This window comes from Pseudomonas sp. 39004, assembly GCF_028682155.1.
GTDB lineage: Bacteria > Pseudomonadota > Gammaproteobacteria > Pseudomonadales > Pseudomonadaceae > Aquipseudomonas > Aquipseudomonas capeferrum.
The window spans coordinates 38,629-52,471 of record NZ_JANIAG010000017.1; the positions used below are offsets into that span (position 1 = coordinate 38,629).

Below are 13,843 nucleotides of genomic sequence, written 5' to 3' on the forward strand. Positions count from 1 at the left end.
GGTTTCGTTGGTCATCCTTGCCGCAGCAGGTCAGTATCGCTCAACTTCGCAGTAGCGTTCAATTTTCCCAGAGAACCGTGCATGGGCGTTTCTGTCCAGTCCGGTCAGGCATTAGTATGGCTATCAGTGTTTTCGACCTCTTCAAAATCGGCATCGGCCCTTCGAGCTCCCATACCGTGGGCCCGATGCGGGCAGCGGCGACCTTTGCCCAAGCCCTGCGCGAGCGCGGTTTGCTGGCCCAGGTGACGCGCGTCGAGGTGCGGCTGTATGGCTCGCTGTCGGCCACCGGGGTTGGCCACGCCACCGACCGTGCGTGCCTGCTCGGGCTGATGGGCCAGTGGCCGGACCGGATCGACCCCGCCACCATCGAGCCGCGGATCGACCAGCTGATGCAGGAGCACTGCCTGATGCTCGATGGTAGCCACCCGCTTGCGTTCAACTACACCCGCGACATGCGGCTGCTGGACGAAAGCCTGCCGTATCACCCGAACGCCATGACCCTGGAAGCGCTGGGCGGGCAGAGCAGCCTGTTCAGCCAGACGTACTATTCGGTGGGCGGCGGTTTCATCGTCGAGCAGGCTGAGGTCGATGCCCCGCAGAGTGAAACGAGTTCGGTCGACCAGCCGTATCCGTTTGCCAGCGCGGCTGAGCTACTGGCGCTGTGCAAGGCGCACCGGTTGAGTGTCGCGCAACTGATGATGGCCAACGAATGTGCCTGGCGCACGGAAGCCGAGGTGCGCGAAGGGCTGCTGCGCATTTGGGCGGCAATGGGTGAGTGCGTCGAAAATGGCCTGCGCAATGAGGGCATCCTGCCGGGTGGCCTGAAGGTCAAGCGCCGCGCCGCACGACTGCACCGCAGCCTGCAGGAGTTGGGCAAACCGAACGTAATCGGTTCGACCCTTAGCGCCATGGAGTGGGTCAACCTGTTTGCCCTGGCGGTAAACGAAGAAAACGCCGCCGGCGGGCGCATGGTGACGGCGCCCACCAACGGTGCGGCAGGCATCATCCCGGCCGTGCTGCACTACTACATGAAGTTCAACCCGGATGCCTGCGATGACGATGTGGTGAGGTTCCTGCTTGCAGCGGCCGCGGTCGGCATCCTGTGCAAGACCAACGCTTCGATTTCCGGTGCCGAAGTCGGTTGCCAGGGCGAAGTGGGGTCGGCGTGCTCGATGGCGGCGGCCGGCCTTGCCGAAGTGCTCGGTGCCACGCCACCGCAACTGGAAAATGCCGCCGAGATTGCCCTGGAGCACAACTTGGGCCTGACCTGCGACCCGGTCGGCGGGCTGGTGCAGGTGCCGTGCATCGAGCGCAACGCGATTGCTGCGGTCAAGGCAATCAACGCGGTGCAGATGGCCCTGCGCGGCGATGGCGAGCACTTCATCTCGCTCGATCAGGTTATCCGCACCTTGCGCGACACCGGTGCGGACATGCATGCCAACTACAAGGAAACCTCGCGCGGCGGCCTTGCTGTCGCCTATGTCGAGTGCTGATTCACCCTGCCCGGGGCCGCCTTGCGGCCCCGGGGCTGGTTAGCGGTTTTTCTGTTTCAGCGCTACAAAGCTTGCGCGCATGTCCTTGGCCCAGCCATCCAGCACGGGCTTGACGTCATCCAGGGTCAGCTTCTGGGTGTCGTTCTCTAGCTCCTTGCCTGCGCCCTTGCGCACCACCTGAGCGAGCACCTTCTGGCTGGCGCCGTCGAGGAAGGCTGCCTCGACACCGACATCTACGTCCTGGTCACGGCCGCCCATGGCGGTATTCACGCCTGCCGAGATCAGCGCAATCGGGATCACTTCGTAGGCCTTTAAGCCCTCGTTGCTGGTGGAGACCGCAGTAATCGCCGGGCGTACGACGATGGTGCCCGGGCCGGGGGCCTTGGCCAGGGTCAGTACACTGCCCAGTTCACGGCGCATCGCTTCGTTGAAGTAACGGGTGATCTCCTGCAGCGTCTGCGCCGAGATGACCGCTGTCGGTTGCGGTTTGGGGTAGAACTGACTGGGCTCGATGAACACCTGGCTGTACTGATTGACGTTGACCTTGGGGTCCATCCAGCGCATCACCGGTGCGCCAGAAGGGCTTTCAGCGGGTTGCAGGCGGCTGTAGTCCTTCAGGAAGCCTGAGTAGTCGCTGGGGTCCACGCGGTTGCTGGAGCAGGCCGCGACGGCAAGCAAAGCTGCGCATAACAGGGTGATGCGAGGCAGTGATTTCATGATCGTGATGCATCCATGAGGGGTCGGCCAGAACAACGCTAGCAGGTGCGGGGGAGTTGGCCAGTGGTCAAGGGCAATCTCGAAAGGCGGTGGCGGTATGCCGGGCGTTGCAGTCGGGTGTTTTAGTGGAGGTCTGTTGTGAGCAGCAAACTGATTGAGTCGTTGCGTGATGACCTTGCCGTACTGCATGAGGCGGGTGCTATCGGCAAGGTGACCCTACGAGATTTCGACGCGATCTGCCCCGCGCCCTGCAGGGCCGGCGCTTAAATTGATAAACATTATACAATGCAAAGGCTTACAAGCGATTCTTTAAGTGCTTTGTACTAAATGCTCTTACCTTGCATGCCTTATAAATCAGCAAGTTAGCGAATATTCTTCAGGTTCTACATTGGTTCGCCCTCATCACACAGGCTTGCATGATGAGGGCGCAGAGGCAGCGCCTAACCCAGCACCTCGCGCAACCGATACCACAACATCCCCAACGCCAGCAGCGGTGACCGCAGCGCCTTGCCGCCCGGGAAGGTCAGGTGCGGTACCGCACTGAACACATCCAGCCCTTGGCTTTGGCCAACGGCAATGCCTTCGGCGAGCAGTTTGGCCGTCCAGTGGGTCACGTTCAACCCATGCCCCGAATAGCCCTGGGCGTAGTAGACGTTCGGGTGCTGGCTTAGCCGCCCGACCTGGGGGAAGCGGTTGGCCGTGATGCCGATCATGCCGCCCCATTGGTAATCGATGCGTACCTCGGCCAGCTGCGGGAACACCTTGAGTACCTTCGGCCGCATGTAGGCGGCAATGTCCTTGGGGTCGCGCCCGGAATAATGGCAGGCACCCCCGAACAACAGACGGCGGTCAGCGGTGAGGCGGTAGTAGTCCAGGCCGACCTTCTGGTCGCACAGCGCCATGTTCTGCGGGATCAGGCTACTGGCGAGCGCCTCTGGCAACGGCTGGGTGGCCACCACATAGCTGCCGGCTGGCAGCACCTTGCCACTCAGGCGCGGCTCCAGTTCATCGAGGTGGGCGTTGCAGCCCAGTACCAGGCTGTGTGCCCTGACCTTGCCGTGGGCGGTGTGCAGGGTCACGGTAGGCCCATGCTCGATGCGCAGTACCGGGCTCTGCTCGAAGATGCGCACGCCAAGGCCCGCAGCCGCGCGGGCCTCGCCCTGCACCAGGTCCAGTGGGTGCAGATGGCCCGAGCCCATGTCCACCAGACCACCGGCGTACTGGTCGCTGGCGACGACCTGGTGCATGTGCTCGGGGCTGACCAGGCGTGTTTCGTGCCGATAACCCAGCGCGGCGAGGTCGTCCTGTTCGGCCTTGAAGGCGGCAAACTGCGCAGGGGTGTTGGCCAGTTCGCAGAAGCCCCAGCGCAGGTCACAGGCAATACCGTATTGCTCGATGCGCCTGGCCACCAAGGCCACCGAATCGATGCCAGCCTGTTGCAGGTAACGCACGCCATCCTGGCCGACATAACGGGCAAAACCACTGACGTCATGGCCTATGCCGCGGATCAGTTGGCCCCCGTTGCGTCCGCTGGCGCCCCAACCGATGCGCCGGCCTTCGAGCAAGATCACCGACAGCCCCCGTTCGGCAAGTTCCAGCGCGGTATTGACCCCAGTGAGGCCGCCGCCGACCACGCAGACATCGGCCGTCAGTTCGCTGTCCAGGCTGGGGTAGGGCGCCGTGTGGCGTGCCGTGGCGGCATAATACGAAGCGGTGTGCAGGGTATCGAAAGGCATGGGTGTTCTCGGCTCAGCGGTTGGACTTGATCTTGCTCCAGGAGCGGGTCATCACGCGCATGATCTTGGGGCTGGGCGTGCTGGAGATGTACAGCTTGTCCAGCACGTGCTGGGGTGGATAGACCTCGGGGTTTTGCACCAGGGCTTTGTCCATGTAGGCCTGGGCGTCGGGGTTGGCATTGGCATAGCCGACCGTGGTGCTGACCTTGGCGATCACCTGCGGCTCGAGCAGGTAGTTGATGAACGCCAGGGCCTGGTCCGGGTTGGCGGCGTCCTTGGGGATGGCCAGCAGGTCGAACCACAGGTTGCTGCCTTCCTTGGGAATGCTGTAGGCAACCTTGACGCCGTTGTTCGCCTCCACCGCGCGGTTGGCGGCTTGGAACACGTCGCCGGAGTAACCGAAGGCTACGCAGACATCGCCGTTGGCCAGGTCCGAGACATATTTTGAGGAGTGGAAGTAGGTGATGTAAGGGCGCAATTCGAGCAGGCGGGCTTCTGCCTTGGCGTAGTCCGCCGGGTTTTCGCTACGTGGGTCCATGCCCAGGTAGTTGAGGATCGCCGGGAACAACTCGTCGGGCGAGTCCATGAAGGCTACGCCGCACTGCTTGAGTTTTTTCAGGTTCTCGGGCTCGAACAGCACCGCCCAGGAGTCGATGTGGTCGATGCCCAGTGCGGCCTTGACCTTGTCGACGTTGTAGCCGATGCCGTTGGTGCCCCACAGGTAGGGCACTGCGTACTGGTTGCCGGGGTCGTTCTGCTCAAGCTGCTTGAGCAGCTTTGGGTCAAGGTGCTTCCAGTTGGGCAGCTTGCTGCGGTCCAGCGGTAAAAAGGCCCCGGCCTGGGCCTGGCGAGCGAGGAAGTGGTTGGAAGGCACGACCACGTCGTAGCCGGTGCGACCGGCCAACAGTTTGCCCTCCAGGGTTTCATTGGAGTCGAACACGTCATAGACCACCTTGACCCCACTGCTGGCCTGGAAGTCGGCCAGTGTCGTGTCACCGATGTAGTCGGTCCAGTTGTACACGCTGACGGTCGGTGCGGCATGGGCGGCAGCGCCGAACAGCAAAGTGAATGCAGCAGGAACCAGGGATTGCAGATGACGCATGTCGACACCTCGTTGGTCTTGTTCTTGGTTTCGATGGAGGTGGGGCGCCGCGCGCCCCGGGCAAATCAAACGCTGAGCATCAGGAATTCACGCTCCCAGGAGCTGATCACCCGTTTGTAGTTCTCGTGCTCGGCACGCTTGACCGCGACATAGCCCTGGACGAATTGCTTGCCCAGGTACTGCTGCACGGTCTCGCAGTCTTCCATGTGCTGCAGGGCATCTTCGATGGTGATTGGCAGGCGCAGGTTGCGTCGCTCATAAGCCCGGCCCTGCACCGGCGCGCTCGGGTTGATCTTCTCGATCATGCCCAGGTAGCCGCACAGCAGGCTCGCGGCGATGGCCAGGTACGGGTTGGCATCGGCGCCCGGCAGGCGGTTCTCGACGCGCATCGCCTCGGGGCTTGAGGTTGGCACGCGCAGCCCGGCGGTGCGGTTCTCTTCGCCCCACTCGACGTTGACCGGTGCCGAGGTGTCCGGCAGGAAGCGGCGGAACGAGTTGACGTTCGGCGCGAACATCGGCAGCAGCTTGGGGATGTACTTCTGCAAACCGCCGATATGGTGCAGGAACAGCTCGCTCATGCTGCCGTCTTGATTGGCGAACACCGGCTTGCCGGTGGCGATGTCCACCACGCTCTGGTGCAGGTGCATGGCGCTGCCAGGTTCATCGGTAATCGGCTTGGCCATGAAGGTAGCCGCAACGTTGTGCTTGAGCGCCGCCTCGCGCATGGTGCGCTTGAACACGGTGATCTGGTCGGCCAGGTCCAGGGCATCGCCGTGGCGGAAGTTGATCTCCATCTGCGCCGGGCCGTCTTCGTGGATCAGCGTGTCCAGGTCCAGGCCCTGCAGTTCGCACCAGTCGTAGACGTCTTCGAACAGCGGGTCGAATTCGTTGGCGGCGTCGATCGAGAATGACTGGCGACCGCTTTCAGCGCGCCCGGAGCGGCCCAACGGTACCTGCAGTGGCAGGTCCGGGTCTTCGCAGCGCTTGGTCAGGTAGAACTCCATCTCCGGCGCGACGATCGGCTGCCAGCCTTGGTCGGCGTAAAGCTTGAGCACCTTCTTCAACACGTTGCGCGGTGACAGCTCGATGGGGTTGCCTTGCTTGTCGAAGGTGTCGTGAATGACGATCGCGGTCGGCTCGATCGCCCAGGGGATCTGGTACACCGCAGCCGGGTCAGGGCGGCAGATCATGTCGATGTCGGCGGCATCGAGCAGGCTGTAGTAGATGTCGTCGTCAACGTAGTCGCCAGTGACCGTCTGCAGCAGCACGCTTTCGGGCAGGCGCATGCCGCGCTCATGCAGAAACTTGGCGGTGGGCGCGATCTTGCCGCGGGCGATGCCGGTCAGGTCGCTGATCACGCATTCGACTTCGGTGATCCGGTGTTCTTTCAGCCAGGTGGACAGCTGATCGAAGGGGGCGTTCATACAGACCTCTTGGTTGGGTTTTTGTGTGCGCGGCGGGAGCCGGTGGCTTCCCAGGTGACGCGCTGGGGACTATCTTGGTCGCAGCCCCCAGGGCAATCTATCCACTTTCTCCGGCAATCAATGCACCAAAAGAGTGCAACAGGACGATGCGTGACAACGCCCAATGCCTTGCAGGTCCAGGCTTTCCACACCACCGATGTCACCGAGCAGGTGCGTGCCACCCCAGGCTGGCAACAGCAGTACCGGCAAATGTCGCCGGGGCACTTCAGTGGCGAACTGCGCTGCCTGGGGCTGGACGGCGTGGAGGTGTATGAAGAGCGTCTCAACACCCGTGTCGAGCAATTCTTCCGCCCCCCGAGCGGTTCGCTGGCGTTCTGCTTCGACCGCACGGAGAACAGCCTTTACCTGCTCAACGAGCAGAGCCGTAATATCTGGATCACCCCGGAAAACTACGAAGAGGTGGCGGTGGTGTTCGACCAGGCGTTCCTGGCCCGTCATGGTCTCGATACCCAGCGCCTGGACGGGCTGTTCATGGTGCCGTTGGGCAGTGGCCAGAACGCGTTGTTCGGCAGTTGGCTGAGCGCCACCCTGACCCGCCTGGGCCATGCCGATTGCCCGTTGCAGGGGCAGGCGCTGGCCGAGCAACTGCTGGAAGACTGCCTGTTCATTCTCGACAGTGCCTGCCAGCGCCTGGACGGTGGTGCGCTGGGCAGGCGAAGTGAAGCGCGCGAGATCATGCGCCGGGTCAGTGAGTGGGCGGCGGACTGCCCCGAAGAGACGCTCAATTTGATTGCGCTGGCCGACGTGGCCGGTGTTTCCCTGCGCCAGTTGCAACAGGCGTTCAAGGCGTTCACCGGTATGCCGCCGGCGCACTGGCTGCGCTTGCGCCGCCTCAACGGCGCGCGCCGAGACCTGCTGCGCCAGGCCGATGTCACGGTGGCCGAGGTGGCGATGCGCTGGTCGTTCTGGCACCTGGGGCGGTTTTCCGAAAGCTACCGGCAGTTGTTCCGCGAGTTGCCGAGTGAAACGCTGAAGCGGGGCAGGGGCTGAGGGCAACACTGAACCCAGCACACCCCTCGGAAAGTTGTTATCGTGCCGGGCTGTTCCCACCCGAGGTCCCGATGTTCTACCTGCCTTTGCCCAGTGACCTAGCCGACCGTCTCGCCAGCGAGCCTGCTGCCAGCGACTTTTTCTCAACTGCCAGTGTTGTGCAGGCGGCTGCAGTGCTGTTTGTGCAGAACCTGCCGCGCCAGCCGGCCATTGGGACGGCAGACGCACAGGAACGGCGCTTTGCCGAAATCGTGCGCATCGCCAGCGAAGTCGAAACCGCCGCACCGGGCCGCTTTCAGGGCCAGGTGGCGCAGCACTTCGACCGCGAGGCGTTCGCCATGGGGTTGGGCATGCTGGGAGAGAATGGCATCGGCCTGCTGGCCACCGAGGTCGAGTACGACAGCGACACGTTGCTCGATGCCGAAGGCCAGTGGAATTTCCGCTTTGCCGACAGCTACCGGCAGCAGGTCACGCCGCTGCACCCGGTCTACCTGCCCTCATTGGCCAGTGACCTTTTGTTGAGTGATCAACAAAACCGCCTGCTGCGAGAGTTTCTCTCCGGCGTCGACGAGTCTGTTGCGGTGCAAGGTTTCGCCGGCACCGGCAAGACCTTCCTGATCCATCAGTTCGCCCGCTTGCTCGACCCCCCGCGCACGCTGCTGCTGGCCTTGACCGAGGGCCAACTGCGCGCATTGCAGGCACGCGTCAAGGATGCCCAGGCCTACACCGCGCTGACCTTCGGGCAGTTGGCAGACGAACTACTCAACCGTGACCTCACCAGTAATGGTTGGCGCCTGCGCGACCCGTATCGCACCAAGCTGTCCTGGCGCCCGCAGGAAGCGCAGGTGGTGAAGTGGTTGAATATCCCCGATATCGGCCCGCTTGACGCTCGCGATGTCGTGGCCTTGTGTATCAAGGCCGTGCGCAGTTTTTGCCGAACCGGCGATGCCCAGTTGCAGTTGCACCATTTGCCCTGGGCTGGGCCCGGCACCTCGCCGCTGGACCAGGAAGTGCTGCTGGAGAAGGCGCGCTTGTACTGGCAGGAGCTGATCCGCCCATCAACGCGGGAAATCCAGCTGCCAGTGCGTGATTACCACCGGGTCAAACTGCTGTCGTTGACGCAGGACGTGATCGACAGCCGTTACACCCACATCATCGTCGACGAGGCCCACGAGCTTTCGGCGCCGATGCTCGCCGTGCTGGACCGCAGCCCGCAATCGGTCATCACCCTGGGCGACGAGCTGCAGAACCTCAACGGCCTGAGCCCGCACCATGGCGGCTTTATCCGTCAGCGCTACATCGACCATTCGCTGCGCGCCGGGCCGGCGATGGACAACGTGCTCAACCCGTTGATCCAGGCGCACCCGGCCAAGATACAGGCCGCGTTCAGTGGCAGTGCCGAACACTACACCCGGGTCAGCTTCTTCGACACCGTCACGGTGCCGGAACAGCCCACGGCGTTGATCGTCGATGATGAATGGGGGCTGTTTGGCTGGTTCCAGCGCCTCACTCACCAAGGCGTGCCCTTCGTGCTGCTGAAGAGCGCACGCAAGGATTTCGAGCTGTTCGTCGAGGACTGCATCGAGCTGTACCGGTTTGGCACCCGGCCGCGCCACCCCATGTTGTTCCGCTACGCCAGCTGGCAGGCGCTGGAGCAGGACAAGGGCGATGACAAGGCCTTCGTGGCGGTGGCCAACATGCTGCGCAAGGGCTATACGCCAGAGCATTTTGCCAAGGCCAAGAGCCGTTATCGCTGGGACAAGGCGCCCAAGCTGTTCCTGGGGCGGGTGAGCGACGTGAAGAACATGGAGTTCGCCCGGGTGATGGTGTCACCGGAGCTGATGGTCACGCCGGTGGTGGCGGGCAATCGCAACGAACGTGCACGGATGCTGGCGGGCCTGTATACCGCCTGTTCGCGGGCACGGCATGAGCTGATCGTGCCAGGTGGGATGCTGGACTGGGTGAAAGACCAGGTCAGGGATTGAAGTGATTGGGGCCGCAAGGCGGCCCCAATGCACCGGTCAGTTACGGTCCAGCCACACCGTCTGTGCGTTGGTGAACTCGCGTACACCAAAGTGCGACAGCTCACGGCCAAAACCACTCTTCTTCACGCCACCAAAGGCGACGCGCGGGTCGGATGCGCAGTAGCCGTTGATGAACACGCCACCGGTATCCAGTGCCGCGGTCATGCGTTCAGCCAGAGCATAGTCAGCCGTGTAGATAGTCGCGGCCAGGCCGAACTCGCTGTCGTTGGCCAATGCCACCGCATGGTCGGCATCCTGCGCCGTGATGATCGCGGCCACGGGCCCGAACAGCTCCTGCTTGAACGCGGTCATCTCAGGGGTGACGTTGGCAAACACGGTCGGTGCGTAGAAGTTGCCCACGCCTTCGACCTTGTTGCCACCCAGCAGCAGGGTAGCGCCTTCGGCAAGGGTCGCCTGGACCTGGCCATCGAGTTCGTCGCGCAGGTCATAGCGGGCCATCGGGCCGATGTAAGTGTCGTCTTCCAGCGGGTTGCCGACTTTCAGCGCGCGCGTCGCTTCAACGAACTTGCGGGTGAAGGCTTCAACGATGCTCTCTTCGACAATAAGGCGCTTGGCCGCGGCGCAGACCTGGCCGGTGTTCTGGTAGCGACCGATGACAGCCGCCTTGACTGCGGCATCCAGGTCGGCGTCGGCCAGCACGATGAACGGGTCGGACCCGCCCAGCTCCAGCACGCACTTCTTCAGCGCGGCCCCGGCTTGTGCACCAATCGCCATGCCAGCGCGCACACTGCCGGTCAGGGTCACGGCGGCAATGCGTGGGTCGTTGATGGCGCGGGTGACACCGTCCGGCGTCACGTTCAGCACTTCGAAGACGCCCTCCGGCAGGCCGGCATCCTTGAACAGTTCACCCAACAGGTAAGCGCTGCCCATGACGTTCGGGGCATGCTTGAGCACGTAGGTGTTACCGGCGAGGATCGCCGGCACAGCGCCGCGCAGCACCTGCCAGACCGGGAAATTCCACGGCATCACGGCCAGGATCGGCCCCAGCGGGCGGTACTCGATGCGGGCTTTCTCGATCTGCGTCGGCTCTGCTGCCAGCATGGCCGGGCCGTGCTCGGCATACCAGCGGCACAGCCCCACGCACTTGCTCACTTCGCCACGGGCCTGCGTGATCGGCTTGCCGATTTCACGGCTGATCATCTGCGCAAAGGCTTCGGCCTTGGCTTCGAGGGTGCTGGCCAGGGCAAGCAGGTACTCGCTGCGCTGACCCAGCGACACCAGCCGCCATTGCCCATAGCCCACCTTGGCACGTTGCAGCGCCGCTTCCAGTGCGGCGTCGGTATCGAAGGGGTAGGCGCCAATCTGCTCGCCGCTGTGCGGGTCGAGGGAGATGGCATGGGTCAGGCTGCTGATCGCGCTCATGGCGGACACTCTCGTTGTTGTTAATCAGTGACGCCAGACTAGTGGTGTAGGGTTTTAATGAAAACTGAATAATAATGAGCGAAACATTCACGTTTGGAGAATGACTGTGGACCTGGTGCAACTGGAAATCTTCAAGGCAGTGGCCGAGCAGGGCAGCATCAGCGCTGCCGCGCAGCATATCCATCGGGTGCCCTCGAACCTGACCACGCGCATCAAGCAGTTGGAAGAAGACCTGGGCGTAGAGCTGTTCATCCGCGAGAAGAGCCGCCTGCGCCTGTCGCCGGCGGGTTGGAACTTTCTCGAGTACACCCGGCGCATTCTCGACCTGGTGCACGAGGCGCGGTTGACCGTGGCGGGCGAGGACCCGCAGGGCACCTTTGCCCTGGGCTCGCTGGAAAGCACCGCGGCAGTGCGTATTCCTGCGTTGCTGGCGGCGTACAACCAGCGCTACCCCAAGGTCGACCTCGACCTCTCGACCGGGCCTTCCGGCACCATGCTCGAAGGGGTGTTGTCCGGGCGCCTGGTCGCGGCGTTCGTCGACGGGCCGCTGCTGCATCCAACCCTGGAGGGCATGCCGGTGTTCGAGGAAGAGATGATGGTCATCGCGCCCCTCAACCATGCACCGGTAACCCGTGCCCAGGACGTCAACGGCGAGAGCATCTACGCGTTTCGCGCCAACTGCTCGTACCGCCATCATTTCGAGAACTGGTTTGTGCAGGACCAGGCCGTGCCGGGCAAGATCCATGAGATGGAGTCTTATCACGGGATGCTGGCCTGCGTGAGCGCCGGGGCGGGGCTGGCCATGATGCCGCGCAGCATGCTCGACAACATGCCGGGCTGCAGCACGGTGAGCGCCTGGCCGATGTCGGAAGATTTTCGATATTTGAAGACGTGGCTGGTGTGGCGGCGGGGCGCGGTTTCGCGGAGTTTGAGCATGTTTGTGAAGTTGCTTGAAGAGCGGCGCCTGAGTTGATGTTTCGGGTGCCATAACGAAGGGGGGGTATAGCACACGCCGGGTTCAGGAAGCTTGGGAGGCCTCGGGGGTGGGGCTTCGAGAAATACGAAGCCTGTCACGACCCGAAGGCGCTCTCCTTGGGTTTGATCGACTCAACGATGGACGCTGCCGGGGAAGCGCTGGCGATCAGGCTGGATCACCATGACGTTGATAGATCTCCTGGCTCAGGGGATGCAGAACGCGAGCGGGTTCGGCTTCCACGGTTCAACGTGACGCAGCGTGCGGCAAGTTGACCAGTACCCAATGCGATGCAACTATCCAATGCGTGCGATAAACGTTGCAGCTTGCTCAAGAATGGCCTTGGCCTCAACAAGGTCTGGCGCATCGTTGCTATTGTTGAAGTTCCCTGTTTCGTCCATATTCTGCACGATCAATCCGTCACGACGCGGCATGACGAGAAACTGTTCAGCTCTTAATCCGTGGATGACCTCCGGCTGCGGCATCAAACGCACTGTTTGCCCGCGCACAGGAATAACGGTCTCGTCATTGAACAACGCCTTGGCACCGTAACCGGTAGCGTTGATAAAGGTGCATTCTGGCAATGTCAGCAGCTCGTTTGGATGGTTGAATGCCCTGATATCAACCTTTCCACCAGCGGCCAAGAAATCAGCCACCAGCTTACTCGCATAGGGCGTGATGTTGAACATCAAGCTGGTCCAGCACCGCGCGTATCGGGTTGGGAACGGGTGACCGCCAGGAAGCAGATCTATCTGCGGCGGCAGGAAGTCGTTTGCAAACCTAGCATACTCAGGCTCGTCTTCATCTTTTGTTTGTGGAGGCGAGCCGTAGAGGTCTTTAACCGGGAATGGTGTATCGGAGAGTTTATAACCATTGAACCATTCGACTAGTCTGCCTGGCAAACCCGCCGTTTGCTGATACTTATCGAATGAAGTTCTAGCCATCTCATTCCAGCGTGCCGCCCAGTCAGCCTCATGTTGCAGGTCGCAGAAGCGCGAATCCGGGGACCATAATCCGGTGGCTCCCATGGATGACACGTTCGGTGGTAGGGCCTTTGCGTATATACGTACAGACAGACCCGCGTGTTGTGCCAATAACGCAGAAGTAAGGCCAAGCGGGCCGCACCCGATAACACCAAGGGTACGCAGCCCAGGCGTCGCTGCCTGTGCCATGCGTAATGCTTGCATACTTGAACCCCAGGAGAGTGACCAACCAGAACCACCATGCCCATAATTGTGTACCACAAGCTTGCTTCCCAGCAGCTCTGCTTCTATGCGCGGCCCCGCGTGGCGGAATGGACGGGTACACGCATGGACACCGGCGATACGACTCATCTGTGCATTGATCAGCTTGATCGCTTCGCCGTCCGTTGGGCAAGTGGGCATTATTGGTAGCCTCGCTGCCTTCTGCTGTGGTGAGGCATCTGCCAGTTTTCTTAAGAACAGAGGAGATGCTGTTGAAGCCAATGCAAGCGCGCTACCCATAAAAAATTGACGTCGTTTCATAAAGGAACTCTTTCATAATGTGTTGAATAACTTCTAACTGCTACTACTCGCCTGCTTAATCGGCGCCGGGCCTCTGGGGACAGGGGGGCGCTGTTCGAGACATCCTCGTACAACGGGTGCATCAGTCCCAGTAGCTGGAAGTAGGCGTACGGGTGTGCGCTGCTTAGCGCGATATCGGCTTGTTTTCGACGTATGTCTTCATCGGGCCTGTCCATTGCGTGCTGCGCGCTCCAAAAATTAATCAAATGCCTACCGTGGCGTTCGTGCGTTCATTGTTTATAGAGGTCAACGTGCTAAGTAGTTTCTCTGGGTGGTGCGATGCTGAGCCAGATGTTTGTAGGAAATTCCCTACTGTCTCACTCAGCTGTAAACTGAACGTATATTGGTTTGTGCAAGCAGGGTAAATAACCATGTACCGATAGTTGGTGTCATGTCG

The 13,843-nt window shown here is 61.8% G+C and carries 10 protein-coding genes; 4 read left to right on the top strand and 6 right to left on the bottom strand.

Annotated features, from left to right (window positions below; translation table 11 throughout):
* Positions 1-116: 116 nt before the first annotated feature.
* Positions 117-1,493 (top strand): L-serine ammonia-lyase, encoded by a 1,377-nt coding sequence (locus NP534_RS05140; protein ID WP_274098004.1) that lies wholly within the window; start codon positions 117-119, stop codon positions 1,491-1,493.
* Positions 1,494-1,532: 39 nt separating this feature from the next.
* Here the strand turns inward: NP534_RS05140 and NP534_RS05145 are convergent, their stop codons facing one another.
* The 4 genes from NP534_RS05145 to NP534_RS05160 form a co-directional block, all read right to left on the bottom strand.
* The gene (locus NP534_RS05145) at positions 1,533-2,210 is read right to left on the bottom strand and encodes a DUF3313 domain-containing protein (protein WP_274098005.1); all 678 of its coding nucleotides are present in this window, start codon (positions 2,208-2,210) and stop codon (positions 1,533-1,535) included.
* Between the two features lie 440 nt (positions 2,211-2,650).
* Positions 2,651-3,946: an NAD(P)/FAD-dependent oxidoreductase gene (locus NP534_RS05150; protein ID WP_274098006.1), complete on the bottom strand. Its 1,296-nt coding sequence runs from the start codon at positions 3,944-3,946 to the stop codon at positions 2,651-2,653.
* 13 nt (positions 3,947-3,959) lie between these two features.
* Entirely contained in the window at positions 3,960-5,048 is a 1,089-nt protein-coding gene (locus tag NP534_RS05155) for a polyamine ABC transporter substrate-binding protein (RefSeq protein ID WP_274098007.1), read from the bottom strand.
* Positions 5,049-5,113: 65 nt separating this feature from the next.
* On the bottom strand, positions 5,114-6,472 hold the full coding sequence (locus tag NP534_RS05160) for a glutamine synthetase family protein (RefSeq protein WP_274098008.1): 1,359 nt from the start codon (positions 6,470-6,472) through the stop codon (positions 5,114-5,116).
* A 150-nt stretch (positions 6,473-6,622) separates the two neighbouring features.
* On the opposite strand from NP534_RS05160, the gene NP534_RS05165 reads away from it, so the two are divergent.
* Positions 6,623-7,522, top strand: a complete 900-nt coding sequence (locus tag NP534_RS05165) for a helix-turn-helix domain-containing protein (RefSeq protein WP_274098009.1) — start codon at positions 6,623-6,625, stop codon at positions 7,520-7,522.
* Positions 7,523-7,593: 71 nt separating this feature from the next.
* Positions 7,594-9,507: a hypothetical protein gene (locus NP534_RS05170; protein WP_274098010.1), complete on the top strand. Its 1,914-nt coding sequence runs from the start codon at positions 7,594-7,596 to the stop codon at positions 9,505-9,507.
* A 36-nt stretch (positions 9,508-9,543) separates the two neighbouring features.
* On the opposite strand, the gene NP534_RS05175 is transcribed toward NP534_RS05170, so the two are convergent.
* A complete protein-coding gene (locus NP534_RS05175) occupies positions 9,544-10,929 on the bottom strand; it encodes an aldehyde dehydrogenase family protein (RefSeq protein ID WP_156310293.1) in 1,386 nt (461 codons plus the stop codon).
* Positions 10,930-11,035: 106 nt separating this feature from the next.
* Between NP534_RS05175 and ptrR the strand changes: the two genes are divergently transcribed.
* Positions 11,036-11,902, top strand: coding sequence for a putrescine utilization regulator PtrR (ptrR, locus tag NP534_RS05180; protein ID WP_033700022.1), 867 nt, complete (start codon positions 11,036-11,038; stop codon positions 11,900-11,902).
* Positions 11,903-12,198: 296 nt separating this feature from the next.
* Here ptrR and NP534_RS05185 read toward each other — a convergent pair whose 3' ends face one another.
* Positions 12,199-13,407 (bottom strand): FAD-dependent oxidoreductase, encoded by a 1,209-nt coding sequence (locus NP534_RS05185; protein WP_033697683.1) that lies wholly within the window; start codon positions 13,405-13,407, stop codon positions 12,199-12,201.
* Positions 13,408-13,843: the final 436 nt, after the last annotated feature.

Excerpts from the sequence above, each read along its gene's own strand:
- NP534_RS05185 (WP_033697683.1), bottom strand. The coding sequence starts at position 13,407 with ATGAAACGACGTCAATTTTTTATGGGTAGCGCGCTTGCATTGGCTTCA.
- NP534_RS05140 (WP_274098004.1), top strand. The coding sequence starts at position 117 with ATGGCTATCAGTGTTTTCGACCTCTTCAAAATCGGCATCGGCCCTTCG.
- NP534_RS05145 (WP_274098005.1), bottom strand. The coding sequence starts at position 2,210 with ATGAAATCACTGCCTCGCATCACCCTGTTATGCGCAGCTTTGCTTGCC.
- NP534_RS05170 (WP_274098010.1), top strand. The coding sequence starts at position 7,594 with ATGTTCTACCTGCCTTTGCCCAGTGACCTAGCCGACCGTCTCGCCAGC.
- NP534_RS05175 (WP_156310293.1), bottom strand. The coding sequence starts at position 10,929 with ATGAGCGCGATCAGCAGCCTGACCCATGCCATCTCCCTCGACCCGCAC.
- NP534_RS05155 (WP_274098007.1), bottom strand. The coding sequence starts at position 5,048 with ATGCGTCATCTGCAATCCCTGGTTCCTGCTGCATTCACTTTGCTGTTC.
- NP534_RS05150 (WP_274098006.1), bottom strand. The coding sequence starts at position 3,946 with ATGCCTTTCGATACCCTGCACACCGCTTCGTATTATGCCGCCACGGCA.
- NP534_RS05160 (WP_274098008.1), bottom strand. The coding sequence starts at position 6,472 with ATGAACGCCCCCTTCGATCAGCTGTCCACCTGGCTGAAAGAACACCGG.